At 53.2% G+C, this 25,616-nt stretch carries 24 protein-coding genes; 10 read left to right on the top strand and 14 right to left on the bottom strand.

Features of this window, described 5'->3' with window-relative positions:
- Positions 1-5: 5 nt before the first annotated feature.
- The 4 genes from HCX89_RS08610 to HCX89_RS08595 form a co-directional block, all read right to left on the bottom strand.
- Positions 6-1,796 (bottom strand): diguanylate cyclase, encoded by a 1,791-nt coding sequence (locus HCX89_RS08610; RefSeq protein WP_167715709.1) that lies wholly within the window; start codon positions 1,794-1,796, stop codon positions 6-8.
- Positions 1,793-2,869, bottom strand: coding sequence for an ABC transporter substrate-binding protein (locus HCX89_RS08605; protein ID WP_167715707.1), 1,077 nt, complete (start codon positions 2,867-2,869; stop codon positions 1,793-1,795). Before HCX89_RS08605 ends, HCX89_RS08610 begins: the two co-directional genes overlap by 4 nt.
- An 81-nt stretch (positions 2,870-2,950) precedes the next feature.
- Positions 2,951-3,199, bottom strand: coding sequence for a hypothetical protein (locus HCX89_RS08600; protein WP_025010076.1), 249 nt, complete (start codon positions 3,197-3,199; stop codon positions 2,951-2,953).
- A 155-nt stretch (positions 3,200-3,354) separates the two neighbouring features.
- On the bottom strand, positions 3,355-4,170 hold the full coding sequence (locus HCX89_RS08595) for an EAL domain-containing protein (RefSeq protein WP_096142467.1): 816 nt from the start codon (positions 4,168-4,170) through the stop codon (positions 3,355-3,357).
- A 318-nt stretch (positions 4,171-4,488) separates the two neighbouring features.
- Here HCX89_RS08595 and HCX89_RS08590 point away from each other — a divergent pair, with 318 nt between their 5' ends.
- From HCX89_RS08590 to HCX89_RS08575, 4 genes are all read left to right on the top strand, one after another.
- On the top strand, positions 4,489-5,286 hold the full coding sequence (locus HCX89_RS08590) for a winged helix-turn-helix domain-containing protein (protein ID WP_025010078.1): 798 nt from the start codon (positions 4,489-4,491) through the stop codon (positions 5,284-5,286).
- Entirely contained in the window at positions 5,274-5,774 is a 501-nt protein-coding gene (locus tag HCX89_RS08585; protein ID WP_025010079.1) for a hypothetical protein, read from the top strand. The genes HCX89_RS08590 and HCX89_RS08585 overlap by 13 nt, the downstream gene beginning before the upstream one ends.
- A 157-nt stretch (positions 5,775-5,931) precedes the next feature.
- A complete protein-coding gene (locus HCX89_RS08580; RefSeq protein WP_167715705.1) occupies positions 5,932-7,452 on the top strand; it encodes a YifB family Mg chelatase-like AAA ATPase in 1,521 nt (506 codons plus the stop codon).
- Between the two features lie 99 nt (positions 7,453-7,551).
- A complete protein-coding gene (locus HCX89_RS08575; protein ID WP_093983872.1) occupies positions 7,552-8,448 on the top strand; it encodes a LysR substrate-binding domain-containing protein in 897 nt (298 codons plus the stop codon).
- 102 nt (positions 8,449-8,550) lie between these two features.
- Here the strand turns inward: HCX89_RS08575 and phnX are convergent, their stop codons facing one another.
- The 6 genes from phnX to HCX89_RS08545 form a co-directional block, all read right to left on the bottom strand.
- Complete coding sequence (gene phnX, locus HCX89_RS08570) at positions 8,551-9,360, bottom strand: phosphonoacetaldehyde hydrolase (RefSeq protein ID WP_054744203.1); 810 nt, start codon at positions 9,358-9,360, stop codon at positions 8,551-8,553.
- Entirely contained in the window at positions 9,348-10,475 is a 1,128-nt protein-coding gene (locus HCX89_RS08565; RefSeq protein ID WP_167715703.1) for a phosphonoacetaldehyde reductase, read from the bottom strand. Before HCX89_RS08565 ends, phnX begins: the two co-directional genes overlap by 13 nt.
- Before the next feature lie 18 nt (positions 10,476-10,493).
- Positions 10,494-11,297, bottom strand: a complete 804-nt coding sequence (phnE, locus tag HCX89_RS08560; protein ID WP_028780103.1) for a phosphonate ABC transporter, permease protein PhnE — start codon at positions 11,295-11,297, stop codon at positions 10,494-10,496.
- Positions 11,291-12,118: a phosphonate ABC transporter ATP-binding protein gene (gene phnC / locus HCX89_RS08555; RefSeq protein ID WP_167715701.1), complete on the bottom strand. Its 828-nt coding sequence runs from the start codon at positions 12,116-12,118 to the stop codon at positions 11,291-11,293. The genes phnE and phnC overlap by 7 nt, the downstream gene beginning before the upstream one ends.
- 16 nt (positions 12,119-12,134) lie before the next feature.
- Positions 12,135-12,983 carry a phosphonate ABC transporter substrate-binding protein gene (gene phnD / locus HCX89_RS08550; RefSeq protein WP_025889647.1) on the bottom strand — a complete coding sequence of 283 codons (849 nt, stop codon included), beginning with the start codon at positions 12,981-12,983 and terminating at the stop codon, positions 12,135-12,137.
- Positions 12,984-13,092: 109 nt separating this feature from the next.
- On the bottom strand, positions 13,093-14,196 hold the full coding sequence (locus HCX89_RS08545; protein ID WP_167715699.1) for an OprO/OprP family phosphate-selective porin: 1,104 nt from the start codon (positions 14,194-14,196) through the stop codon (positions 13,093-13,095).
- A gap of 215 nt (positions 14,197-14,411) precedes the next feature.
- Here HCX89_RS08545 and HCX89_RS08540 point away from each other — a divergent pair, with 215 nt between their 5' ends.
- Together HCX89_RS08540 and HCX89_RS08535 are read left to right on the top strand one after the other, a co-directional pair.
- Positions 14,412-15,839, top strand: a complete 1,428-nt coding sequence (locus HCX89_RS08540) for a PAN domain-containing protein (RefSeq protein ID WP_167715697.1) — start codon at positions 14,412-14,414, stop codon at positions 15,837-15,839.
- Positions 15,840-15,955: 116 nt separating this feature from the next.
- Positions 15,956-16,324 (top strand): hypothetical protein, encoded by a 369-nt coding sequence (locus tag HCX89_RS08535; RefSeq protein WP_051541835.1) that lies wholly within the window; start codon positions 15,956-15,958, stop codon positions 16,322-16,324.
- 4 nt (positions 16,325-16,328) lie between these two features.
- Here the strand turns inward: HCX89_RS08535 and HCX89_RS08530 are convergent, their stop codons facing one another.
- Together HCX89_RS08530 and HCX89_RS08525 are read right to left on the bottom strand one after the other, a co-directional pair.
- Entirely contained in the window at positions 16,329-16,940 is a 612-nt protein-coding gene (locus HCX89_RS08530) for a response regulator transcription factor (protein WP_368039293.1), read from the bottom strand.
- On the bottom strand, positions 16,915-18,669 hold the full coding sequence (locus tag HCX89_RS08525) for a PhnD/SsuA/transferrin family substrate-binding protein (RefSeq protein ID WP_167715695.1): 1,755 nt from the start codon (positions 18,667-18,669) through the stop codon (positions 16,915-16,917). The genes HCX89_RS08530 and HCX89_RS08525 overlap by 26 nt, the downstream gene beginning before the upstream one ends.
- Positions 18,670-18,848: 179 nt before the next feature.
- Between HCX89_RS08525 and HCX89_RS08520 the strand changes: the two genes are divergently transcribed.
- Genes HCX89_RS08520 through HCX89_RS08510 form a run of 3 tightly spaced genes read left to right on the top strand, consistent with a single transcriptional unit; the run spans position 18,849 to position 21,797 of the window.
- Positions 18,849-20,369: a flavocytochrome c gene (locus HCX89_RS08520; protein WP_167715693.1), complete on the top strand. Its 1,521-nt coding sequence runs from the start codon at positions 18,849-18,851 to the stop codon at positions 20,367-20,369.
- Positions 20,370-20,379: 10 nt separating this feature from the next.
- Positions 20,380-20,751, top strand: a complete 372-nt coding sequence (locus tag HCX89_RS08515; protein WP_167715691.1) for a cytochrome c3 family protein — start codon at positions 20,380-20,382, stop codon at positions 20,749-20,751.
- A gap of 14 nt (positions 20,752-20,765) precedes the next feature.
- Positions 20,766-21,797 carry a porin gene (locus HCX89_RS08510; RefSeq protein WP_167715689.1) on the top strand — a complete coding sequence of 344 codons (1,032 nt, stop codon included), beginning with the start codon at positions 20,766-20,768 and terminating at the stop codon, positions 21,795-21,797.
- A 69-nt stretch (positions 21,798-21,866) separates the two neighbouring features.
- On the opposite strand, the gene caiA is transcribed toward HCX89_RS08510, so the two are convergent.
- Complete coding sequence (gene caiA, locus HCX89_RS08505) at positions 21,867-23,003, bottom strand: crotonobetainyl-CoA dehydrogenase (RefSeq protein ID WP_028780099.1); 1,137 nt, start codon at positions 23,001-23,003, stop codon at positions 21,867-21,869.
- A gap of 348 nt (positions 23,004-23,351) precedes the next feature.
- Here caiA and HCX89_RS08500 point away from each other — a divergent pair, with 348 nt between their 5' ends.
- Positions 23,352-23,999: an MBL fold metallo-hydrolase gene (locus HCX89_RS08500; RefSeq protein WP_156018591.1), complete on the top strand. Its 648-nt coding sequence runs from the start codon at positions 23,352-23,354 to the stop codon at positions 23,997-23,999.
- Positions 24,000-24,074: 75 nt separating this feature from the next.
- Here HCX89_RS08500 and HCX89_RS08495 read toward each other — a convergent pair whose 3' ends face one another.
- Entirely contained in the window at positions 24,075-25,394 is a 1,320-nt protein-coding gene (locus tag HCX89_RS08495) for an MFS transporter (protein ID WP_145839360.1), read from the bottom strand.
- Positions 25,395-25,616 lie beyond the last annotated feature (222 nt).

Here is a 25,616-nt window from a genome sequence, read left to right as displayed (position 1 = left end):
AAGTGTTATTCCGCCAGAAACCACGTGTTGCGTCCCAAATGCTTGGCCTGATAAAGCGCCTTGTCTGCCACTCGAATAACCTCACTCAAATCCAGTTCATCCCGGGGCAGAAGTGCCAGCCCAAGACTTATGGTGACTATGCCTGCGGGCGATGCTGCGTGAGAGATCTGCAACGCCCTGACTCGATTCAACAGGGTTTCAGCCAAACCCTTGGCTTGCCGGCGGTCGACTCCCGGCAAGACCAAAGCAAATTCCTCGCCGCCGACCCTGGCCAACAAGGCTGATTCAGGAAGCGCTTTTTGCATGGTCTGTGCCAGGCGCTGCAGCACACTGTCACCGGCCGGATGACCGAAACTATCGTTGAAGGCCTTGAAGTGATCCACATCCAGCATGATCAGTGCACCGGCTTCTTCCGAGGCCAGCAGCCGCGCCAGGGATTCGGTAAAGGGGCGGCGATTGGCCAGCCCGGTAAGTTCATCGGTTTCCGACAGCTGCTTGAGCTTGTGATTCAGCCCCAAAAGTTCCCGCTGCAGCCCCAGCATCTGCAAGTCCCTGCGCTCCCTAACCAAGAGTTCATTGAGCGCAGCGGCAAACTGGGTCAACATGGCACGGCGGGACTGTGGCCACGGCTGAGGTGATTGACCATTACTCAGCGACAATACCCCCAACAGATCGTGACCATCGGTAATGGCAAACAGTGCCAGGGAACGTAACTGCAACTGCTTGAGCAGACGATATTCCGCATCCGCCTCTGGCCTCAGGGTTTCCACATCTTCCACCACCATCATCTGGCGGGAGTTGAGCTGCTCTGAAAAACGATTCAACTCACTGATATCTATATAGCGTGAAGCCTGAGGGTCACCCCGGCGGCTCCAGACACTGCGGTAGAAGAGTTGCTGCCCCTTTATCTCCAACAAGGCGACCCGTTCGACGGCAAACAATTCGGCAATCTGACGACCAACATCGGCCAGGGCCTGATTGACTTCTCCCGGCTGCAACTTCAAAAATTGTAATGACAGATCCGCCAACAACTCATTGGCTCTGGCCTGCCAAGCCAGCTCCTTATGGCTTAGCTCTACCAACTCAGACAACTGCCTTTGCCCCCGGGCCAGATGTCTCTGTTGCCAACGTTTGCGGGCAAAATCGGTTCTAATACGTCGATACATCTGCTCTATGGCGCGGGCGACACTGCCAATTTCATCCTGATTCGCCGCACCAACCGCATCGGGCAAGGGCACTTTTCGCGGTTGCCCCAAATCTATGCGGTTAACGTATGCGGCCAGCGCCGCCAGCCTTCCTGTAACCAGGCTGCGCACCAGCGTCAGAATCACATAGATCATCAGCAGGGTTTTCAAGCCATTACCCACGACGATCAGAATCATCTGTCGCCACAACTCATAATAGAGTTGGTTGCGGCTGCGCTGAACCTTGAGCTCACCTATCTGTTGCTGACGGTAGATGATTGGAAACAGAAAGGTCTCATTATCCTGGGCCTGATTATTTCCCACCTGCAGGGCAATCCCGTCGGCACTGGACAAAGACGCGCCGGAAACATAGGGCTGCATGCCTATGCCAATCAGTATGTCCCGCAGCAGCTTATGGTCCACATCCCAAATAGCCTGCGCCATGCCGGGCAGATTTGCCTCGACATATTCATGTAACCTGCGATTGCTGCCTTCAACGCCATCCTGATAGTTCCAGAACAGCTGGGCCGCCATGGTCACCAAGGCAAAAAATGAACTGACACCTATGATAACCAGGGTCATCTTGTGACTGATGACGGAGCTTTGTTTCAATGCGTTACTTCCGATGTCTGTTGGTACCAGGCGAGCAGTGCCCGCCAATTTCGTTGCTCGAGCAGATTGAAAGGCTCAGTGCCCGGCACCAGAAGCCTGAACATTGGGGGAACCTTCTCATTCCATGGCCTGGCCTCGCTGTCGTCACGGATGCGCATGAGCGCCTCTGCCCCCGCCAGCAAATGACCGCCGCCCAAGACACTGATGTGCCCCTGACTACGCCAATCAAGTACCTTGGAGGAAGTGTTGATACTGGCGATGAAAATATCCTCTCCAGGTCTGAGCCCCTTGTCCTCCAATGCCGCAATGGCACCAAAGGCCATATGATCGTTGGCGGTCCAAATCCCTTCCAGCCCGGGGTAACGATTCAGCAACACCTGAGTCTGCGCCCTGGCTCTCTGTTCTTGCCAGTGACCATAGACGAGTTGCAGCGGTTCTATCCCCGCCTGCCGAAAACCGTTTAAAGCTCCTTGAGTCCGTTCGATAGACGCCGGTGTCCCCTTGTCACCTGAGATCAATAATACCTTGCCCTGCCGCTTATTCCCCATTTGCATTAACAGTGCCTGGGCGGTCAGAAAACCTATTCTTTCATTGTCCGGTACCAATGGCGGTAGCAAATGCTGCTGCCAATAAGGCTCCTGCAACAATGAATGACGCGCCTTGGGCTCAATATCATTGAGCAGCAGTAGCGTTTTAAAGGGTAGCCCTTCAAAGGCTGCCAGCATTTTTGCAGCAACATTTTTTTCATTGACCAAAATGACATACCGGGGCAATTGCTCGCGAGCCGCCAACTCTTGTGCCAGGGCTATCATCCTGAAATGATCCCTGTTGGCATGCAGTATTTCCAACTCAATGTTGAGCTCGGCCGCCGCCACCAACATCAGCTTATCTATATCGCCCCAGAAACTCTCCTGAGCAGAGCCTGGATTAATAAAGCTAACCCGTAACGGCTGAGCTTGAGCCAATACCTTGGTCGGGTAGTTCAGAAAAACCGTCAGCAAAAGCAGAAAAAGGGAAAGGAGTTTACGTGGTGGGGTGAATAAATCACCCCACCACGTATTAAATAGACTCAACAGCAAGGCATCCATCCCCCAGCAAACAATGCATATCGTATACCGGAGAATTAAAACACAGATGGGCTGCCCTTGTGGAGATTAATTAACCTCTGGCAAACTTTCCAGAAGCTGATAACCCATTTCGTTGAGTTGATCATTAACGCAAGTCAGCAGATATTCCTGACGTTCTTCGGCTGGCACCGCGTCTTCATCGGCCATTTGCAAACAGGCTTGCTGCAGTTGTTGAATATCGGTTTCACTGGCTTGAGGCAGGGCGTTTTCTTCATCGGCTGCCAGGGCAGCACCACTGAGTAACATACCGGCCAGCAGCAGAGTTAAGCTTTTCATCTTGTTTCCTTGTGTGAGTAAAGTGCCATCCCATGGGGCAGCACAGAGAAGTCTCACACAATCTATCAGTAGATTTTACATTCAGATAACGAGAAATTTTTGCCGTGACAGTGACCTTTTTTATCCGTTAAACAAGTGAATTAGCGCCTGCGATGTCACCCAAAGGCATGCCGGTGCAACTCTATTTGCGCCAGCTTTTCCGGCTGGGAAAACAGGTATCCCTGCAAACCATCATAGGGTACCAACTCCATCGCCAGAAATTGCTCCAGCGTCTCTACCTTTTCAACAATCACCTTAACCTGAGCCTGATTTTTTAATTGATATATATAGTCAATAAAATCCAGCCTGACTTTTTCTGATTTTTCAAAACCGCGGGGAAGGATCAATTTGATATAATCGACGCAAGCAGTATTAATCCAATGCCGTCTCAAATCACCTTTAGGCTCAAAGTCATCCAAAGCAAATTTAACACCAAAATCATGTAACTTGGCGATACTGGCAAAAGCAGTTGTAGCAATCTTGGCTGACAAACGTTCCGTAATTTCAACAACCAACTCCACCTCTTGTTGTTTCAATGTTTCTTTTAGCCAAACCAATTCAGCCTCTAAAGAGGAGATGATTCTAGCTTCTATATTGATAAACAGACGTGCAATTTTGTGGCCAGCCAGGGCCAAAACATCGAGATGCCTGTAATCAATAGCCGCCAATTGATGCAACTGCTCCAGAGATAAATTCAATAGCTCTTTTTGATGCAGATTAGCATAGAAGCCTTCCACACTTAAGCATAGCTTTCCAGGCCTGAATAATACTTCATAAGCCACCTCTTGGGCACAGCCGCTTATTTTTCTGGCAACTATCTCCTGAAAATGAGCTTCAGTTAATGGTGCGTTATTGTACTCATTAAACAGCTTGCCTATGCTGCCCGGCTCATTGCCGGAATCCGTATTGTCACATCTCTGCTGCGTAAGCATGTTTCCCCCTTGATAGCACTGAACAGCAACAACCCGACAAACAGACCAGCATTCGGTTAACACTATGCATTTTGCGGGATCAAGGCGGAGATTCTCACCAGTGGAGTTAATCCCGCAGTTATAAAAACTAATAAATGGAGCCTAAGGGATACCCACTATTGACAACACAGGCATTGAGCTTAAGAATCAACAACTTGCAAAATTAACACTCTATTGATTAATGAAACATTATCTCAACAACAGGATTTTTTATTACTTATTATTAGGGCGTAAAACATGTAGAAACTTAAATTAAAAACAAAAACAATAGGAATAAAAATGGACATCACTAAAGGTAGGAAAATAATCACAGCTCGCCAAAACAACGACAACCCAATTATCAAAACAGACACCAAAGGATATAAATGTTCAATTCCAGAATTTTATATATTAAAAGAGCTATACCTCAGTCGAGGCCAAGCAGTAAGCAGAGATAAACTCTTGGATGCCGGCTGGCATGGAAGAATTGTTTCCCCCAATTCCATTCCAGTTGCCATTGCCAATCTGAGAAGAATATTCAGAGAAATTTCAGGCAACAACATTATATTCACCAAGAAAGGTTTTGGTTACGGCCTTGATACACTTCAGGGCAATATCCAGCTGGAGTTCATCAATGACAACATCAATCCCGTTTATACCGAAGCGGTAACGCCTACCCCACAAAAGACCAACTTCAGCTTAAGACGAATTCTGTATATCACAAGCATATCATTGGCATTATTCTTTGTACCATTCGCAATAACAAAAGCGCTGACACACACACCACCCAGAATAAAAATATACACCAACGGAATAAATAAGATAATTACTATATCAAGGATCAAGAACACAATAGACAAGCAAGCCATAAACTCAGTCATTGAAGAACTAAACTATCAACTCATTGGCACTGTAGACTTCTATGAAATTGGGAGAACAATAAAGGATAACAGAGACACTATTATCTTGAGCCATAGATCAGGTTTATTTTCTATCGACTGCATTAATAAATCGCATAACAGTATTAATACCTATGTCAGTTATGCAGATGCCTCAATACTCAATAAGCTGAAGGATGGAACTGTATGCCAAAGTTAAAGAAACTGCTGCCAATCACCATCCCTCTAGCCCTCTTGCTGAGTTCCATCATCATTAACCTTCTATATGACTATCACGAGGTTCAGGACATAGATGGCATGTACCAGATGATCAAGGAAGTAGAAGGCCCTGATAAGCAGGTCAAGCGCATCACTTTTTCCCTCTACATAGATATTGATTCAGAAAGCTTCTGGGGGCTGTTGCAACTGAGTGACAACAAAGAAAAAACGGATGGGAAAATACTCTTTTCCGGCAAGGTCTCCAGGCTGGTACTGCACGACAATGCAGTTCAGGTCGAACAGGTTAAAGTCTACCCTGTCTCAGCCGATTCGCTGGAAGTCTTGTTTGCCAACCCTGCACTGTCACTGTTGAAGCTCTTGCTGGCGACTGACTATAAAGTGGTGTGGCACTACACTTTGGTCGACCAAATTTTCTGCTTCTCCAATGAAACAGACACCAGTCTAAGGTGTATGAAGAAAGTCATCTAATCCCGCCTTCCAGGGTGATAGCTATTGGTGCAGTCCATTCCCGGGTTCTGGAAACCTCTGTCGATAAGGCCAGAACCGCTATTCCCTCAAGCCACTGTAAATCCAGGCAACTGCTACACTCTACTGAATCAGGGAAGCGCACTACAAAGGAACTGTTATGCCCATAGCCAGAGTTGCCACCCGAGCCGCCAAAGGTGTGGAGGCGCCTCAGGTACTGGTCGAAGCTCACCTCTCCAACGGCCTGCCGGCCTTCAATCTGGTGGGGTTGCCGGAAGCTTCGGTCAAGGAAGCCAGAGAAAGAGTCCGCAGCGCCATAATCAATGCGGGTTTTGAATTCCCCATGCGCAGGATAACCATCAATCTGGCACCGGCCGATCTGCCCAAGCAAGGTGGACGTTACGACCTTCCTATTGCCATTGGTATTCTGGCAGCATCCGGGCAACTGCCACTGAAATCTCTGGACGATCATGAATTTGTCGGTGAGCTTGGGCTGTCAGGTGAGGTCAGGCACTGCACTGGTATCCTGCCGGTGATCATCGCCGCCCGTCAAAGAGGCATCAAACTGGTATTGCCACAGGATAACCGCAGTGAGGCGGATTTGGTGGGCTACCGGCAATGTTGCCTGGCCCAGCACCTGCAACATATCGCCGCCTATCTGCATGGACAGCAAACTCTGCCGGGGATAGTACCGGGAACCGAATGGCTGGAACAGTCAAAGCCGCACTCGAGTGACTGCCTGTCGGAGGTCATAGGCCAATATCAAGCCAAACAAGCGCTGGAAATCGCTGCCGCCGGCGGGCATAACCTGCTGATGCTGGGGCCACCTGGCACAGGCAAAACCATGCTAGCCAGCCGGATAATCTCACTCCTGCCCCCCATGAGTTATGAAGAGGCGCTGGAAGTGGCTGCGATTCATTCAGTGGCCGGTATGGCTACTGAGCCGGGGGAGTTTTATCGCCGCCCGTTTCGCGCTCCGCACCACACCAGCTCGGCCATCTCTTTGGTGGGTGGAGGCTCGATTCCCAAACCCGGCGAAATTTCACTGGCTCACCTGGGAGTACTGTTTCTCGATGAAATTGCCGAGTTTCCCCGCAAGGTACTCGACTGCTTGCGTGAACCCATGGAAACCGGCCATGTCATCATCTCCCGCGCCGCAGCCAAACTGCGCTTCGATGCCCGCTTTCAACTTATCGCCGCCATGAACCCCAGCCCCTGTGGTGATGCTGGCCCGGGAAGCCGCGCCAGCCCAGAGCAGATCCGCCGTTACCTGGCCCGGCTGTCAGGCCCTTTCATTGACAGATTCGACCTCACCATAGAGGTGCCCAAACTCCCGCCAGGCGCCTTGACCTCAGAGGCGGCGCAGGGTGAAACCAGTGAGCAGATAGCCGCCAGAGTAGCGGCAGCGCGGGAGCTGCAACTCAGCCGCGCCGGCGTACTCAATAGTCAGTTGGGCAGTAAGGCATTGAAGCAGGCAGGTTTCAAACCAAGCGATCTGGCGTTTCTCGAACAGAGTGTCAATCAGCTAGGATTATCGGTGCGCAGCTTTCATCGGCTGCAACGAGTGGCGCGCACCATAGCCGATCTGCAGCTCAGCCCCATGGTCGAGCGGCGCCATCTGGCCCAGGCCCTGGGTTATCGGGCGATGGACCGTTTGCTGGCCAGCCTGCAACAGCTCTGATCTCTGCTCTTATGTCCTAGTTGTATCCAGGTCATGTCATAGTGGCGTCATAAATTGGTAGCAAAATTATGCCATCAGCCCCTGTTTACTCGCGAAAAGATGCCCAAGCCTCAAATTTCACTCGCTCAGATCCGCGCCTTCTGTGCTCTGGCGCAGCAGCGCAGTTTTAAAGAGGCCGCCGAACACCTGCAAGTATCGCAACCCTCTATCATCAATCAGATAGCCTCTTTGGAAGAAGCCTATGGCGCCAAGCTATTTCTGCGCCAGCGGGAAAATAATCGCCTGACCCAGCTCGGGGTGGCACTGTTGCCTTCATTCAGGGCAATTCTCAGCCAGCTGAAAGAAGCCGAGTTTATTTTGCTTTCCCACAGCATAAGCCAAACCGGCGAGCTGCATATCGCCGCCGTCAACCCTGTCAGACTGTCGGCCATAGTGCGCGAGTTTCGGCTTATTTACCCCAACATCAAGGTCAATATCACCTTTGCCGCCTCCAACAAGGTATTGCAACTGCTGGAGACAGAAACTGTGGATGCCGGTTTCTTTGTTCTGCCGCAGAGTCAGCCTGGGCTGCAGGCTTTCCATTATTATCGCTATAAGCTGATGGCGATTTTGCCAAGAGACCATCGGCTGTGCCGTAAGGACACCCTGAGCATAGAAGACTTTGCCAATGAGGAGCTATTGATCCGCGAGCCAGGTTCCCTGACCCGCAAGCTGTTTCTTGGCGCGCTGCAAAACGCGGGCATTGCCCCTCAGCTTGCCTATGAACTGGGCAGCCGCGAATCGGTGCGCGAAGCTGTCGCCCAGGGCCTGGGTATCTCTGTGGTGGCCGAGGATGAGCATACGCCCCACGAACAGATAGTAACCAAGCGGATTGTCAGTGACCAGCTCAAGGCCAGCAGCAGCCTGGTGGTGCACAATAAACAGCTCAACTCCCCCATGATAAAGACCCTGATAGCCCTAGTCGCCCAGCACAAGGATACCCAGATAAGTGTTTGATCCCGGCTTGCCAGCACTGGTTAAACGCAATCCAGTCATACAAAAAAAGCAGCCCTTTCCTGCTGGGAATAAGGGCTGCTTAACAGTGATTTTACTTGAATATCAGGGCCGCTCCCCCCGTGCCAATCTGGCGTTGATATCCAGCACTACCTCAGGCAACTGCGCAATAGTATCAATGATGTAGTGCGCCCCTGCAGCAGCCAGATTGACAGAAGCGGTACGGCGGGCAAACACCTTGTCGGCCTCTGTAGCAGCCAGAAAGTCTGCCAGTGTCATACCGGATTCGTTACCGGAAAGACTCAGACCTACAGTCCACATGCCGGCACTGCGCCCTTCGTGAATGCCAGGCGCCGAATCATCCACCTTGAGGCAATGTCCAACATCGGCAATCCCCAGATTGAGCACGTTTTGCAGCGCCATCCAGGGGCCTGGACGGCCACCGGCACTGAGTTCACCGGTAGCGACCACAGAGTCGGGAACAAAGCCGCGCGCCTTGGCCGCCGGCAACAACTCAGCCATCACTTCCCTCGGATAACCGCTGCAAGAACCTATTTTGATCTCTTGCTGCCTGAGCCAGGCCACTGTCTCCAGCGTCCCCGGGATAAGGTCGGCAAACTCGCCGACCTTGGCAATTTGCAACGGCATAAAACGCCGGTAGATAGCATCGACATCCTCATCACTCATGGGACGGCCAAATTGCACCAACCAGCGTTCGGCGATGGCTGGAGTATCACCCAGAGCGCGAATATGGTCCCACTTGCCCAACCCCATGGGGCCACGGGCTTCCTTGAGTGAAAGTTCGAAATCATAGGCCTGGGCAAAGGCCTCGACAAAGATACTGGTCGGTGCAAAGGAACCAAAGTCCACTGTAGTTCCGGCCCAATCGAATATCACACCCGCTACTTTTGACATGAAATTACCTCATCCATCTGAAAACTTTGTTGATAGAGCGCCAGCAGGCGCTGCGGGTCGCCGCTGAAGTTGCGCCCTCGCTGACCATCGGCCGCTTCGGCTACCAGTGCCAGCCACTGCTGGGGCCGATAACCATAACGTCTGGGGTCAACATCGATACCCAGCCTGAGCAGTAGCTGTTCCAACCGCTCTGCGGCCAATAGTGGCGGGCAACCAAAAATCTGCTCCAACAGCGGCTGTACGTGAGTATCGCCACTCATGGCGCGGATGATCATCGGCAGAGTAAAGCTGCATGCTTGGCCGTGGCTGACCCCTTTTTCCAACGTCACCCGGTAGGAGATGTTATGTGCCAGTGAGGTCTTGGTATTGGAAAACGCCAATCCGGCAAACAGGGAGGCCAGCTGCAGTGTCTCCCGTAGTGCCAGTTCATGACTGCAAAGCTTAAGCCTAGGTAGCTGAGATAAAATCATCTGTGCTGCTCTAACTGCATATTGGCTGCTCAGCGGATTCCGGTTGTGATTCCACAGGCTTTCCAGCGCATGAGACAGGGCATCGAGTGCGGTAGAAATGCTGAGATTCAGTGGCAAACTCAAGGTCAACTCGGGCTCCAACAAGGCGCTCCGGGCATAAAGCGCCGGGTGCGCCAAGGAGTGCTTACGCTGCGTCTCGGGATCCCAAACCGTGGCCCAGCAGGTCACTTCGCTGCCGGTACCCGAGGTGGTGGGAATCGCGATATAGGGCAAGGGCACCAAGGGCTCGGTTCCATTGAGCATGGCTCTCAGGCGGTCAAAATCGCCCCCTGTGGCACAAAGTACCTTGCAGGCATCTATCGCCGAGCCACCGCCCAACGCCAACAGCAGCGCTGGCTTGGCTGGCAGGGCCTGTAATTGCCGACACAGACGCTGCAGGTTGGCCAGTGAAGGATTGTCTTCCACATCGGTCAAGCAAGCCAGTGGTGGCCTACCGGCTGCGGCAATCACCCGCTCTGCCATGGTCGTAAACGTCTGCCCTGGGTGGGTCAACAGCACGTAGTCTTGTTGTGCCACCCGGGATTCAAGGGCGCGCAGGGCCCCCTGCCCTGTAATTATCTCTACAGGATTGTGATATCTGTACATCTTGTTGTGGTCCTGAAATCAGCGAATAAAACTGCGTAATCTGGCGGAGATGATGTCGGTAGCAAACACCAGCAAGAGGATAACCAGCACACAAGCGGCGGTATTCTCATACTCGAATAACTTCATGGTGGTCATCAGCTCAAAGCCTATGCCTCCGGCGCCGACCATTCCCAGAATAGTGGAGATACGGATATTGGCTTCCAGGCGGTACAGCACCACCCCGATCCATGCCGGCAATACCTGCGGCAGTATGCCGAACAGCACGATTTTCGGCGTCGAGCAACCTGAGGCGCGCATCGCCTCTATCGGGCCCTGATCTATCTCTTCAATCGCTTCAGAGAAGAACTTGCCCACCATGCCTGCACCATGCACTGCCAACGCCAGCACACCGGCAAAGGGCCCAAGGCCAACGGCGGCTACGAAGATCAGTGCCAGAATAATTTCATTTATGCCCCTGAGCACGTTCAGCACCTGACGACTGCTGTGATAGAGCCAGGCGTTGGGTGACAGATTACGGGCAGCCAGCAAGCTGACCGGCACGGCCAACACTATGGACAACAGAGTCCCCAACAGCGCAATTTGCAAGGTCTGCAGCGCAGGGCCTATCAGGTTGTCAGTGATATAGCTTAGATTGGGAGGCAACATGCGGCCGATAAAGTCGGCTATCCAGGGCAGTCCCTGCACTAATTTGCCAATTTCAGTGTCTGTGCCTGTCACCGTCCAGCTGAGTGTGGCCAGCGAGACCAAAGCTATGGGCAGCAACACCCACCAGCCCATGGGGCCACGTGGCGCATTGGCCACAAATCGATACTGTTTCAACATAGGGCCTCCTTCAACACCGGTGCGCCGGCCTTCTTGCGCCGCAGTTCTTCGGCGGTGCGAGTGACCAACTTGGCAATGCCTTCATCTTCCAGGCCGGGATAGATCTGCGCCACTATCTCGGGGGTCAGCTCCTCGGGTTTGCCGTTGAAGACTATGTGGCCGCCGGAGATCCCTATGATCCTTTGGCCGAATTCCATGGCGTAATCTATCTGGTGCAGATTGCAGAGCACGGCGATGTTGTTCTTGCGGCTCACTTCGCGGATATACCCCAGGATCTGCCTTGAGGTCTTGGGATCGAGACTGGCCACTGGCTCGTCGGCCAATATAAGGTCAGGCTCCTGGGCCAGCGCCCTGGCGATGCCAACCCTTTGCTGCTGGCCGCCGCTGAGGTTATCGGCGCGATTCCAGGCCTTCTCCTCCAGTCCAACCTGGGCGATGGCGTTCAATGCCGCCTCCACATCCTGTTTGGGAAACAGCTGCAACAGACAGGCCCAGAAGGGGATCTTGGCCATGCGCCCGGTGAGCACGTTTTTGATTACAGATAAACGATCAACAAGATTATGATGCTGAAACACCATCGCAATTCGCTGAGATAATATTCGGTAGGCATGCTTGTCTCCCACGGGATAGGACTCGCCGTCGATCAACACCTCACCGCTGGAAGGCGGCGTCAGGCGGTTGATGCAGCGCAGCAGCGTGGACTTTCCCGCCCCCGAGGGGCCGAGTACCACGACAAACTCACCGGCTTCGACCTTGAAGTTGATATCTTCCAATACCCGGGTCTCGCCGTATGCTTTACTCAAGTTTCTGACTTCAATCATCTTTCTGACCCTGCCATTACTGCCGTGCCAACTTGGCAGCTTCGCGGACAACATCGTATGCGGCATCATCTGTAGCCACATAGCGATTGACCTCACCCTGATCGCCGAACTGCAGATTCTTCAGGCTCAGGAAGGCAGTGCGGATCTTCTGCTTGTCTTCTTCGGCCAGGTCTTTACGCCAAACCATGGGAGACTCGGGGATAGCCGGCGAGCGCCAAACCACACGGTATTCCTCACTGCCAATCATGCCTTTGTCGACGGCGGCACTGAGGATCCTGTCGGCCACAGTCGCAGCATCCACCCGGCGATTTTTCACTGCCAGTATGTTGGCATCGTGAGCCCCTGTGTAGATGAGGTTGGCAAAGTCGTCTTTGGGTTCAATACCGGCATGCTTCAATCCCACCATAGGAAACACATAACCCGAGGTGGAAGTAGGGTCGACAAAGGCGAAGTCTTTACCCTTAAGATCCTGAATATCTTTGATATCTGAATCGGCTCTGGCGATGATCTGGCTGTGATAGGCCACTGCGCCCTTCTTCTTGGTTTCGGCCACCACAAAGGCCTCAACATCCGTGACCTGAGTCGCCTTGACATAAGAGAAGGGACCCAGATAGGCGATATCAATATGCTTGGCTCTCAGCGCTTCTATCACCCCGTTGTAGTCGGTAGCAACAAAGCCTTCGACCTTAACCCCCAATTGTTTACCCAGTTCATCCATCAGCGCCTGTGACTGTTTGATCATGGCGCGGGAATCTTCCGATGGGATCAAGGCTATTTTCAGCGACTCCAATGCCAGCGCGCTTTGGCTGAAAAGAGCCGCCCCGGTAAGGCTCAGAGTGAGCAGCAGTTGATTGAGCTTGTTCATCTTGTTTTCCTCGCTGTGCTATTGAACCTGCGCCTGCCGGCGTAACAGAAACGTCATTATTACGTCATATCAAGACAGAACTGTGACAACCCCAGGCGCAGCCATTGAATTAAAAGGCGTACTGGAACCTGGCCCGCAGTTCACTGCCGCTGAACTCGTTCCCCAGCAGGTCCTCGGCTTCACCCTTGGAGTAGTTGAGGCCCAAACGGACATTTTTATCTGCGTAGTAGTTCACCCCCAGGGTGTACATATTGCCGTCGTACACTTGAGTGCTCTTGTCCAGGCCAATATCACCATAATTGCCGTCGCCCTGTTCGAACCTCAATACCAGCTCCCAGGCACCATAGGCATTGCCCGGTTGGACCCGGCCGAAGTTGCCTTGCTTGTAAGGACGGGATTCCCCGGTAATCACCCAGCCGCCCTGAACATAGAAACCGTCGAGATCTTCATCGCCGAACTCGCTGCCGAAGTATTCCGCCTGCAAATGCAAAGGGCCGCTACTGGCCGCCAGTTCCAGGCCATAGCCCTTGACCTCATCTTCGCTGACATCGGCATCACGCTGGGTGTAGCTGGCGCCTAAGTGAATAACGGCATCACCTACTTGGTAGGGGGTATAAGTAAAGCGCCCTGTCATCGCCTTATGTTCGAAGTCGTTGCCACCGTCGCCATCTGACTCAAATACCCCCAGGGCATAGGTCCAGTTGCTTCCGACACCGTGCAGTTTGACCCCGAGCGCCCGGCCCGGACTGTGCAGTTCAGTCATGGCACTGCGTTCGAGGGCTGAAATATCCTTGGAGCTCATCAGGCGTTCCAGGCCGAAAGGCTCGGCCTGTTTACCTATGGTGATCTGCGCCTGTTTGCCAAATCCCAGGTAGCTCAGATAGAGGTCTTCGGCATTGCCCCCCTTGCCGCCGTCACTCTCGGCAATGTTGAACTGCGCCTTGTAACCCCAGTCACCGACATGCCCTTTGACATACAAACGTGCCCGGCGCACATCGAAGTCCTCGGTATCGAGCTGGTTATCTTTTGATTCGGTGGCGTCATAGTCGAATTGCAAGCGACCACCCAACTGAAAAGTGGCCGATTTGTCGTGATTGGCGACCTTGATGCCGCCATCAGTATTCAGAGTAAATTGCAACGGAGCCGATTCTTCGGCCAGGGCTGGAGTCGCCGCCATTATGGGCAGCAACAGGCAAGCTAAGGTGGAGCGCATTTCATAGGTCCTCGTCTGTGTTCGAATGCAGCCATTCTCAACAGAGGCAATGACACTCGGGTGACCCGGGGCTTGCTTTTGCCTAGCCGTAATTAACTAAAACTGAATCAGGATTCACAGCCCCGTCATTAGCTTTCACTGAAATAAATCGGGAACCCATAACCGGGGAAGAGGCAAATACCCACTTGCCTTCCCTATAAAGCAAGGAGCTAACAATGAAAACTTCACCCCTGAGTCTCAGCCTATTGCTGCTGGCCGCGGCCGGCGCCCAGGCGAGCGACAATCCGCTGTCCAGGTTTGAGATGACAGACAATGCTGCGATTTCCGGTTACAACTCAGAGAAGTTGTCCGGGGTAACCGCGGCTCAATGTGCCAGTGCCTGTCTTGAGGAAGGACGCAGTTGGTGCGTCTCTTTTGATTATCACAAACAGAATCAATCCTGCGATCTCAGCGACAAACGCGCGGCCGATGTCGGTGGACTCAAGACAGATTATCCCGGTAACCCCTATGCCCATTACAGCTTAAAGCCAAGTTCACTCGAACAGTTTGTTCATGTGGAGCAAGCCTTTTTACCCGGGTACAACAGCGAACAGCTGCCCGGCCTGAGCGCAGAGGCCTGTGCCGATGCCTGTGTCGATGATCAGAGAAGCTATTGGTGTCAGTCATTCAACTACCACACCCAAAGCGGTAATTGCAGCCTCAGCAGCCAGAGAGCCGCCGACGTAGGTGGGCAGCTCAATAAGGGGCAACAGCCGATGGACTACTATGAGCGCTTCGACAGCCACGGCATCAAGAACCCGATACCCGGTAATAAACACATTCTGGTGATAGGACTGGACGGTTTGAGGGGCGATGCCATCCAATGTGAGGATTGCGCCGAGACGCCGGCACTGGATAGCCTGATTGCAACAGGCGCCTTTCACAACAATCTGCTGGCCGGTGGACACCAGTCCACCTTCAGTGGGCCGGGTTGGTCCAGCGTCTTCACCGGATTCTGGGCCGATAAACACGGCGTCCACTCCAACGACAGTAGCCTTGTGCTGCAAAAACCTCATGTCTTTGATCTGATAAAGCAGGCCTACCCTACCGCAACCACGGCGCTGGTTGCCGATTGGTTCAATCTGACCCACAACCTGAAACCCGCCAAGGCCGATCTCGTGGTCAGCAATGCCAACAAGAACTCACAACAGGCTACAGACACGGTCAAACAGTGGCTGGGCTGGCAAAACCCACCCACGGCCATCTTCTACTATCTGCATAACACAGATATTCATACCCATGCCTATGCACCACTGCATCCCACCTATCAGCAAAAGATACGCGACGAAGATCAGCAGATAGCCCAAGTGCTGCAAGCGCTGACCTCAAGGCCCAACTATCAGGACGAAGAGTGGTTGATTCTGGTGACTTCAGATCACGGCGGTTTGGGAACCGGTCATGGCGGCCAGAGTACCGGTGAGCGCAATACCTTTCTGATCCTCAACAACAGCCTGGATAACCCGGGCATTAGCCCCTATTGCCAGGGAGATTTAAGCCAAATCGCCATGACGCAGGTCGATGGCGTGACCCCACATATCCTCGATTTCCTCGGGCTTGGCAACAACACTGAAGGTGTTATACATCCAAGCTGTGGTAAACATTAACCAGCCGATGGGTGAACACTGAGTTCTGTGCTCACCCATCAATTCACTTGGCTTCAGACTAGGTACAGGCCGCCTTTGTTACAGTAAAACGCCATTTCACTGACAAGGAGCCCAAGATGAAACCACTGATGCGTTCCCTTTCCATCAGCTCCATGCTGACATTAACCGCCTTACTCTGGGGTTGCAGCGATGTCATCAGCGAACAATACCCCACCGAGGCCGAAGCACGGGCTGAAGGAGTATTCGAGCGAGGCTGGCTGCCACCGATATTGCCGCCCTCGGCCACGGAGATAAAGGTCAACAATGATCTGGACAACAACAGCTCCAGCGGCAGTTTCCGTCTGCCCGCCGCGGCAATGAGCGAGTTCACTTCTCAGTTAAAAGCCGAAGAAGGCCTGGCCAACAGCTGGTATTACCGCGAAGGCGACTCCCTGTGGATCTTCCGCCTGACCCAGGACGGAGTTATCCAGTACCAACTACAGTAAGACTTCAGATAGGTAACGGTTGCAGCTTGGCCAACAGGAAGGCCAACTCGGCCACATTGTGGACGGCCATCTTCTCCAGTACTTTCTTACGGTGCAGCTCCACCGTTCTCTGGGTGACGTAGAGCTCGGCGGCAATCACCTTGTTGAGCTTTCCCGCCAAGACTCTTTGCATTACCTCTCGCTCCCGCGGGGTCAAGGTTGCCAGACGGGAACGGAGCTCGGCCTGTTCACTGCCGACAGCAAAACGCTGCACCGTCAGGGCTGCGCCCTTGCTTAGCAGTTCAAGCAGCCGATCACCATCGACTGGCTTTTCGAGAAAATCCATCGCCCCTTGCTGCATCGCCTTTACTGCCATGGCGATATTGCCATGACCTGTCAGTATGATGACCGCCAATGGACTGGACGCTTGCAGCAGTTGTTGATGTAGGCTGATCCCATCCATGCCGGGCATCTGCACATCGAGAACCAGTACCCCGGGCTGTTGCCAGGCCGCACCATCCAGGAAGCTTGCCGCACAGTCAAAACCAACCGCCTCTATGCCTTGGCCTTTGAGCATCCACTGTAGTGATTCAAGCACATCCTGATCATCATCAACCAGATATACAGGGGTCATCATCAACTCTCCTCGGCAGTACCACCACCATGTCCAAGCCGCGCTCGCTGTTGTGGGCACTGATGCTGCCACCATGTTCTTCCACAATACGTTTGCAGATAATCATCCCGAGCCCCAGGCCGTTGCTCTTATTGGTTTCAAACGGGAAAAACAGCCGTTCCAGCTTGGCCTCACTCAAGCCTGTGCCCGCATCGGATATCGTCAGCCGACATTGCTTGGCGTTGCATTCGAGACTGAGTCTTAACCAGGGTTCCTCACTATGCTCCATGGCATCCAAGGCATTGAGCAACAGATTGACCAACACCTGCTGCAACAAGTTGGTATCCCCATCTATGGTCACGGCTTGCAACTCACACACAGGGACAACCCCCAGACGCTTGAGCTCTGGCGCCGTCAGCGCCAGAGTGTCGCGAATGAGCTCGTCCAGACGAAAACAGCGGCGCTCGCAGGGCTGCTGACAAAACTCCCGTAATCGGCGAATCGTGTCCTGGGCCCTGTCCACCTGGCTGATGAGCTTGCCGAGGGCGTCTTTGATCTCCTGCTGCTCGTCTCCCAGACGATACAGACACCCCTGGGCCAGATAGCGGATCCCGGCCAGAGGCTGCTTGAGTTCGTGAGAGATGCCTGAGGCCATTTCACCTGTCAGCAGCACCCTCTGCGCCCGATAAAACTGATTCCGCTGCTCAAGCAGAGCCTTTTGGGTTCGGCTGTGCTGCTCCATTTCGCTGCGCAGTGCCCCGGTGCGCTGTACCACCAGACGTTTTATCCGTAGGTGATGCAGATACCCCAACAGCAGGCACAGCAAGATGGCCCCCAGCCAGGGAGCCACACCTGAAACCACCCTGTGCCAGTTGGTTTGAAAAGGCCATTGCTGCAAAGTACGCCGCAGTGCAAACACGCTGCTATCGTTCACCGGCACAGACCAACCCGCATACCCGGCCGCCTTGGCCGCGGCCGAACCCTCAGTCAGCGCCAGCAGTGCCCTGGCCACTTCGGTTGCCAGGGCATTATCTGTGTGACCCGGCTTGGACAGAGCGGTATAGGGATATAAACGGCTCGATACCTGACACTGAAACCCAGGGTGCTTTTCCGCCAGCAACACCTTAAACGCCTCTTTGGGATAACGTCCGGAGGCGATGGCCTGCTCCAGCACACAGGCCGGCAATACCGCCAGATCGGCCTCGCCACTCAGCAGCCTGTCCAACAAAGCGGTCTGCGGAAAGCCGACAAACTGCAACGCCTTGAGCTCGGTGGCAGGGTTGATCCCCCGCCGAGCCAGTTCACCGCAGAAGATCAGAAAACCGCCGAAGGCCTTGGGATCGGTAGAGATGATCCTCAGTTGTGACAACTGCTGCCAACTCGTCAGTTGCACCTCGGGGCGGGCCACCAGCGTCGACCCCATCGCCAGTTCCGGATCCCGGCCATCTCTGGGTATAAGCGTCAATAACTGGCTGACACCATGGTCTTTCTTATAACCCACAGTGGCGTATTGATTGGCGAGAATAAAATCCAAAGCGCCTTGGCTCACCTGTTGATCCAGCTCAGCCGGAGTCAGGGGCAACAGAGTCACCCTCTGGCCAGTATGCTCGCTTATTGCTGTCGCCGTGTCCTGCCAGGCCAAGAGGGCATCGGCCGGCTCGCCAAAAGTGAGCATGCCGATACGGATATCGGCCCAGGCCTGGGGCAGGCACAGGCAAAACAGCAGCAACACGCTTGGCAAATAACGGCACATGGCAAATTAGTTAAGCATTAAACACCTCGCCATTATGCGTTATTTCATGCCGCGACAAGCGGCTTTAAGCGCGGGAGTTGATCGGCTTCACATCTGAGATTCGCTTTCGGAAAACCGCTATATAGCGGCGCTGATGATTTTGATTCCATGGTGCCATGCAAACAAAAAGAGAGGCTGATATGAACGCTAAAGTGACACAAAGCCGGCGGGCTTTTCTCAAGGGGGGGCTGGCCGTTTCCGCCCTGGGGCTGGCACCTGTGGCTCTGGCTGCCGACAAGAGCAGCAAACCCCAAGTCCAGTGGGATGAAACTTTCGATGTCGTGGTGGTCGGCAGCGGCCTGGCCGGTACCTGCGCCGCCATTCGCGCCAAGGAGCAAGGTGCCGCCGACACCATCATCATCGAGAAAATGCCGGTGCTCGGCGGAACGTCGGCGATCTCCGGACTCAACTTCTCTGTGGTCAACAGTCATCTGCAACAGCGAGACGGTATCCAGGACTCGGCCGAGCTGTTTGCCGAAGATATCAGTCGCGCCGGTGGTTTTCAGAACCACAGAAATCTTACGCTGACCATGGCCGAAACCACGACCCGAGTGCTGCCTTGGGCAATAGAGCGCGGTTGCCGCTTCCACGACAAGCTCAAGAGCCTGGGTGGCCATTCAGTACCCAGAACCCTGTATCCGGTCAATGGCGGCGGCAAGGGGATCCTAAGACCACTGCGAGCCTTTTACACCCAGGAGTTGCAGGGTGAGGTCCGCCGCCGGGTCAAGTTCGAGCGGCTGATCCAGAACGAAAACGGGGATGTGCTGGGGTTGCAGGTCCGGGAGCTATACCACTTCGATCCCGCCCTGGCCAACGATGATCGTGACAACCGCAGCGGCATTATCAAGCATTATCGAGTGCGTAAAGGTGTGGTCATGGCCGTGGGAGGCTACAGCCGCGATGTGGAGTTCCGCTCGGCCGAGTTTCCCAATATCCGCGAATACATCCCCACCACCACCCACAGAGGCGCCACGGCCGGTGCGCTCAAGGCTCTGGTGGCCGCCGGTGCGCAAACTGTGCACCTGTCGCTGATGCGTTTTGCCTTCGATATTCCCACCGAAGACCTGCAGTGGGGCGCCTTGGTTGACCCGGCCAGCGGCAAGCGTTTTATCAGCGAGCGAAATAACCGCCAAGTAGTGGCTGAAGCCATCTGCAACATAATGGATCGCAACAATGGTCGCTTCCCGCTGAACATCTATGACCAGGACGGCATAGACAACTTCCACGACAAGCAGCGCCTGCAGCTGGCATTGGAAGAAGGCATGATGCAACGCTACGACACGCTCGAAGCCCTGGCCCAGGGCGAAGGCATAGATCTACCTGGCCTGAAGGCGACACTCAACCAGTACAACGCCGATGCCCAAACCGGCACCGACAGTCAGTTCGGTAAAGACTTCAAGGCCCTGAAGCAGGTCAGTGTCAAACGCGCCCCCTTCTATGCCATCAAGGCCCGTCCCAAGTTCAATTACACCCAAGGTGGCGTGTTGATCAATGAACAGGCCCAGGTCATCTCGCTAACCACAGGGCAAGCCATCAAGGGGTTGTATGCCTGCGGCGAAGCCACGGGTGGTTTGTTCGGCCGTATCCGTCTTACCGCCTGTTCCTGCCCGGATGCCTTCGCCTTTGGGGTGATTGCCGGTGAACAAGTTGCCAAAGCTTAAGGAGTCGCCCATGAAAACTTCACTGATCTCAGCCCTGTTGATGGGCACCTTGCTGGCGAGCCAAGCCTGGGCCGGCGAACTGACCAAGATGTCCGGCTCCCGCGAAGGCCGCAGCAACCACGTCTTCATGTATCAAGAAAAGGACTGTAAGACCTGTCACTTGGGTGCCCCCAAAGGTCCGGCAACAGAAACCGCCTGTCTCGAATGCCATGGCGATTACCAACAAATTGCCGAACAAACCCGTGACAGTAAGCCCAACCCACACGATGCCCCCCACTGGGGAGCCGATGTGCCCTGCACCGTGTGCCACAGCGAGCATAAGCCGGCAAAGGTGTTATGTAACGACTGCCACCAGTTCACATTCTCCAATTTCAGCCACTGAATTCAGAGGTCAAGATGAAAAAATTACCACTGGCTATCACTGCCATCGCCGCCTTTTCCGGAGCCGTCAGCGCCGCCCCGACTCTCTATGGCCGCTTGGATTATTCGACCACCCACTCGGACTCTGGCAGCGCCACCCATAAAGCCAAGTCAGGCACAGTGCTGGAAAACAACTTCACTCGCCTGGGCGTCCGGGGGCAGAACGATCTCGGCAGCGACTGGCAGGTTTTCTACCAGATTGAGCTTGGAGTCAACGCCGCCGCACAGGATGCGGGCAATAAACCCGTATCGGCGAGATCGACCTTTCTCGGACTACGGCATCAAGAGCTGGGCTCGCTGGCGGCCGGGCGCATGGAGCCTGTGTTCAAGATGACCAAAGGCTTTGTCGATGTGTTCGACAACTACAGCATGAAACACGATCGCCTGATGGCCGGGGATAAACGTTGGGGCGACTCACTGGAATATCGCACGCCAAACTGGAACGGCTGGCAACTGGGGGTCAGCTACCTGCTGGAAGACAACCACTTTGACGCGGACGATGCCCGTCGAGACAACGGCAACTTCCAGTTGGCATTGAGCTGGGGTGATAAGCGTCTCAAGCAAGGCGATCTGTATCTGGCCGCCGCCTACTCAGACGGAGTGGAAGATATCAAGGCCTGGCGCCTGGTGGGGCACTGGAAGCTGCAGCAGCTCAGGCTGGGAACCCTGATCCAACACTCGGAACTGGTCAATCCGGCCAAGCCGCAATGGCAGGCGCGGGAGGGCACAGGGTATATTGTCAGTGCCTCCTATCAACTGGACAAGTTAATGCTCAAGGCCCAGTACGGCCGAGATGATTCGGGAACCGGACTCATAGCCACGCGAATTTACGATGCCCTGGGACAAGCAGCCCAGACAGTGCCTGAGGTCAGCCAATGGGGCATAGGCGCCGAGTATCTGCTGTCCAAGTCCACCAGAGTCCACACCGAAATCGGCCAGTTCGATGCCAAGGGTTACAGTGACTTTGACGACACTATCACAAGCATAGGTTTAAGATACGACTTCTAAAACCACTGCAGTCAAAGGCCCGCATTCGCGGGCCTTTTCAATGAAATAACGCTGCGAAGTCAGCGCCTGTTACACATACTCCCGGAGCACTTCCCGGCCCAGCGTCAGCACCTGCATCTCTTCCGAGCCGCCGGAAACTCTGTCGACCCGCAGATCGCGCCAGAAACGGCTGATGCGATGCTCGCCGGTGATCCCCTGGCCGCCAAACACCTGCATGGCATTGTCAACCACATCGAAAGCCGCCTTGGAGCAGTAGAGCTTACACTTGGCGGCATCGCCCGGGGTCATCTGGCCGTTGTCGGCCTTCCAGGCGGTGTGATAAATCATGTTCTTCATGTTGGTGAGCTGCACCGACATATAGGCAAACTTTTCCTGGATTAGCTGTGTCTTGGCGATCGGCAAGTCAAACTGTACCCGCTTGTTGGCGTAACGGGCGGCATCTTCGAAGGCGCAATAGGCGCAACCATAGTTGCTGCAGGCAATGAGGAAACGCTCCAGATCAAACTCCTTCTTCACCCTGGCAAACCCGTTGCCTTCGGTACCGAAAAAGTCCTTTTCCTCCAGCTCTACATTGTCGAACTCCACCACACAGCAACTGTCCATCTTCAGTCCCAGCTTGGGCAAGTGGCTGACAGAGATCCCCGGTTTACTCATATCGACAAAAAACTCGGAGAAAATTGGTTCGAAGCTGGCGGAATCTTTGGCCATCACCACCAGGTAAGGGGTCTCGGCGGCACTGGTGATATAACATTTGGTGCCATTGAGGTAGACCTTGCCCTTCTTTCGGGTATAAGTGGTCTGTAGGCTGCGAACATCCGAGCCGGCATCCGGCTCGGTGACCGCCGAGTTCCACACCTGTTTGCCGGTACCTATATAGGCCATGATCTTGTCGATCTGCTCCTGGGTGCCTTCCTGCAATATAGTGGGAAAACCCGCCATCTGATAAAGCACATAGGTTGGCGCACCGAGACGGCCCAACTCTTCCCAGATCAAGGCCAGAGTCACCAGACCGGCATCGCTGCCACCGTATTCTTCCGGAAGCAGCAAACTGTCCAGCCCCAGCTTGGCCAGCTCTTTGACAAAACGTTCAGGATATTCATTGTTGTCGTCGCAGGCGGAGAAATAGCGCTCCCAGTCCTCCTGTGACATCAGGTCTCTTACTCCTGCAATAAATGCTTCTTGTTCGTTTGTCAGTCGATAGTTCATCGATACCTCAGCAAGTTTTCATCAGTAAGCAGGATGCCTGTCTAAACTCTGCGACAGGTACCTACGGCAGTATAACCCCAGGCATATTCGAGTCAATCCAGATAGAAATGCTGGAACATGGTCAATATTATAGAAATTAGCCCGCAATCCCTTTGAGCCATTTCACAATAATCCAAGTGAAATAGATTATTGAACAATAAGGTATAAATTTAAAGCCTGAAACAATCAATTTAATTAATTTAAATATAAAATCACAGAAAATAATTTTTGATTTATTGAGCAATATCAACCAATAGAATCCATCGACAAGTAAACTCAACTTATCGTTATATAATTGTGGAGATATAAATGACTCAAAATGTAAACTTCAAAATTATTCCTGTAACTCATTACAAACAAAATGCCTGTATTGTTTGGCAAGATGGTTGCAACAAGGCTGCTGTAATAGACCCAGGTGGTGAAGTAGAAAAGATAACAAGTTTTATTGAAGACAATAAACTGGAGCTGGATAAGATATTCCTGACCCATGGTCATATAGATCATATCGGCGCGGCCAGATTATTGGCCAAGAGTTCATCTGCCGAAATACTCGGCCCTCATAAGGATGATACCTTTCTGTTTGATATGTTGCCGGAGGAATGTCGTCTATATCAATTTCCCCACTGTGATGTCTTTTATCCAGACCGCTTTCTTGAGCAGGATGACACTATTTGGGTAGGCGAGTTACAACTTCAGGTGATTCATTGCCCGGGCCATACACCAGGCCACCTGGTATTCTTTGCCCCGGCGGCCAAGTTGGCCTGGGTTGGCGATGTGCTATTCAGACACTCCATAGGCCGCTGCGATTTTCCCGGCGGGAATCACGCAGCGCTGCTGGATTCCATCAAGAACAAACTCTGGTCGCTGGGGGGAGATACCTGCTTTATTCCCGGTCATGGCCCCATGTCCACTTTTGCTGAAGAGCGGCGCCACAACCCTTATGTCGCCGACCGTTGAAGCTGTTGCCGCCTCCCATGAGGCGGCGATTTCTCAGTATTTGATAACTAGCGAAAGATGATTAGCATTTTATAATCAGTGCTTTACAAATCCTGCAACACTGGTGTCCGCCAGGTTCATGCCACGGGTTTCCGGTGCCAGCAAGATGGAAACCACCAGGCCCAACAGTGAAATACCGGCACCGGCCATCATGGTCCAGGAAACGCCGTAAGCGTTCATAAACACAGGCAAGGCATAGGTCGAGAGTATGGTGCCTATACGGCTGAAAGACATCACGGCACCCACGGCCGAAGCGCGGATATCGGTAGGGAACAGCTCATTGGGGTAGAGCCACTGCAAGATCCCAGGGCCTCCGGAGCAGAAGGCGTACATGCCAAAGGCCGCAATCACTACCCAGATACCAGGCGAGGAAACCAGTCCCAGCATGGCCAGCGACAAGGTCATCATGGCAAAGCTGATGATAAGCAGTGGTCGACGGCCCATGGAATCCAGCCAATACATGGCCGGAATACAACCTATGATAAAGAAGGTACTGATAATAATGTTGCCAAGCGCCGAGTCTTTGCCATCGTAAAAACCCAAGGCCCCGACTATCTGCGGCCCAAAGGTGTAGATGGCAAACATGGGAATGATCTGGCAGGTCCAAATTGTGCCGATAAAGATGATCATGGTGAAGTTGCGTTTTTCGAACAGTTTACGATACTGGGTATCGATCTTCTCTTCCGCTTCAATATGAATATTGCCGCCAAAGTACTGTTGCATAACTTGTTTGTACTCGGCAATACGGCCCTTGCGCAGCAGCCAGCGTGGCGACTCGGGCAGATGAAAACGCCCAAGCAGGATTACCAGACAAGGGATCAGGCCGCTGCCGAGCATCCAGCGCCAGCCCCCTTCAACGTCATAAAGCAGATAACCTACCGCATTGGCCGCAGTAGCGCCCACATACCACATCAAGGCTATGAAGCCCATGGTAAAGGCCCGCTTCTTGGTTGGGGAAAACTCGGCCACCATGGAGGTGGCAATGGGGTAATCGGCCCCTATCACTACCCCGATAAGGAAGCGCATCACCACTAACTCTATCGGCGATGAAACGAACATAGTGGCGACAGATAACACGGCTATCGCTATGATATCTATTAGAAACATTAACTTACGACCGAATAGGTCGGCGATGTAACCAAAGAGTGCGGTACCGACAAATAGGCCCACCAGGGTAGATGCCCCAACCAGGCCTATCCAGTTGGCATCCAGCTGCATTTCAGGGATCAGTTGCTCAAGCGCCAGGCCAATAATGACCAGAATATAACCGTCGAGGAAGGGACCACCACTGCCCCAAAACATGATTTTCTTATGTAATGGCGTAAACTCCATTTCATCGAACTTTTTAGCTTTCATATGCTAATCTCTTATATTAAACCAATAAACATGGTTGATTTATTCGTTCACAAAATGTGCCATTAATCTTCAGCCTGATTTCTCAGTCGAGAAATACTGAATAATAAATGGGACTAAAACAAATCTGAAGCTCAAAAGTGAGAAAACGGTTACAGTTAGCAAACTACATAAGTCGCAGACAAATCTTTAAACAGGTTAAAAGTTAAAACAAATAAGAGCACA

It is taken from the genome of Shewanella sp. Iso12, assembly GCF_012030025.1.
Lineage (GTDB): Bacteria > Pseudomonadota > Gammaproteobacteria > Enterobacterales > Shewanellaceae > Shewanella > Shewanella algae.
This window is presented reverse-complemented; position numbering and strand designations above follow the sequence as displayed.

Coding starts and splice junctions, on each gene's coding strand:
- HCX89_RS08600 (WP_025010076.1), bottom strand. CDS start 3,199: ATGAAAAGCTTAACTCTGCTGCTGGCCGGTATGTTACTCAGTGGTGCT.
- HCX89_RS08595 (WP_096142467.1), bottom strand. CDS start 4,170: ATGCTTACGCAGCAGAGATGTGACAATACGGATTCCGGCAATGAGCCG.
- HCX89_RS08590 (WP_025010078.1), top strand. CDS start 4,489: ATGGACATCACTAAAGGTAGGAAAATAATCACAGCTCGCCAAAACAAC.
- HCX89_RS08585 (WP_025010079.1), top strand. CDS start 5,274: ATGCCAAAGTTAAAGAAACTGCTGCCAATCACCATCCCTCTAGCCCTC.
- HCX89_RS08580 (WP_167715705.1), top strand. CDS start 5,932: ATGCCCATAGCCAGAGTTGCCACCCGAGCCGCCAAAGGTGTGGAGGCG.
- HCX89_RS08575 (WP_093983872.1), top strand. CDS start 7,552: ATGCCCAAGCCTCAAATTTCACTCGCTCAGATCCGCGCCTTCTGTGCT.
- phnX (WP_054744203.1), bottom strand. CDS start 9,360: ATGTCAAAAGTAGCGGGTGTGATATTCGATTGGGCCGGAACTACAGTG.
- HCX89_RS08565 (WP_167715703.1), bottom strand. CDS start 10,475: ATGTACAGATATCACAATCCTGTAGAGATAATTACAGGGCAGGGGGCC.
- phnE (WP_028780103.1), bottom strand. CDS start 11,297: ATGTTGAAACAGTATCGATTTGTGGCCAATGCGCCACGTGGCCCCATG.
- phnC (WP_167715701.1), bottom strand. CDS start 12,118: ATGATTGAAGTCAGAAACTTGAGTAAAGCATACGGCGAGACCCGGGTA.
- phnD (WP_025889647.1), bottom strand. CDS start 12,983: ATGAACAAGCTCAATCAACTGCTGCTCACTCTGAGCCTTACCGGGGCG.
- HCX89_RS08545 (WP_167715699.1), bottom strand. CDS start 14,196: ATGCGCTCCACCTTAGCTTGCCTGTTGCTGCCCATAATGGCGGCGACT.
- HCX89_RS08540 (WP_167715697.1), top strand. CDS start 14,412: ATGAAAACTTCACCCCTGAGTCTCAGCCTATTGCTGCTGGCCGCGGCC.
- HCX89_RS08535 (WP_051541835.1), top strand. CDS start 15,956: ATGAAACCACTGATGCGTTCCCTTTCCATCAGCTCCATGCTGACATTA.
- HCX89_RS08530 (WP_368039293.1), bottom strand. CDS start 16,940: ATGATGACCCCTGTATATCTGGTTGATGATGATCAGGATGTGCTTGAA.
- HCX89_RS08525 (WP_167715695.1), bottom strand. CDS start 18,669: ATGTGCCGTTATTTGCCAAGCGTGTTGCTGCTGTTTTGCCTGTGCCTG.
- HCX89_RS08520 (WP_167715693.1), top strand. CDS start 18,849: ATGAACGCTAAAGTGACACAAAGCCGGCGGGCTTTTCTCAAGGGGGGG.
- HCX89_RS08515 (WP_167715691.1), top strand. CDS start 20,380: ATGAAAACTTCACTGATCTCAGCCCTGTTGATGGGCACCTTGCTGGCG.
- HCX89_RS08510 (WP_167715689.1), top strand. CDS start 20,766: ATGAAAAAATTACCACTGGCTATCACTGCCATCGCCGCCTTTTCCGGA.
- caiA (WP_028780099.1), bottom strand. CDS start 23,003: ATGAACTATCGACTGACAAACGAACAAGAAGCATTTATTGCAGGAGTA.
- HCX89_RS08500 (WP_156018591.1), top strand. CDS start 23,352: ATGACTCAAAATGTAAACTTCAAAATTATTCCTGTAACTCATTACAAA.
- HCX89_RS08495 (WP_145839360.1), bottom strand. CDS start 25,394: ATGAAAGCTAAAAAGTTCGATGAAATGGAGTTTACGCCATTACATAAG.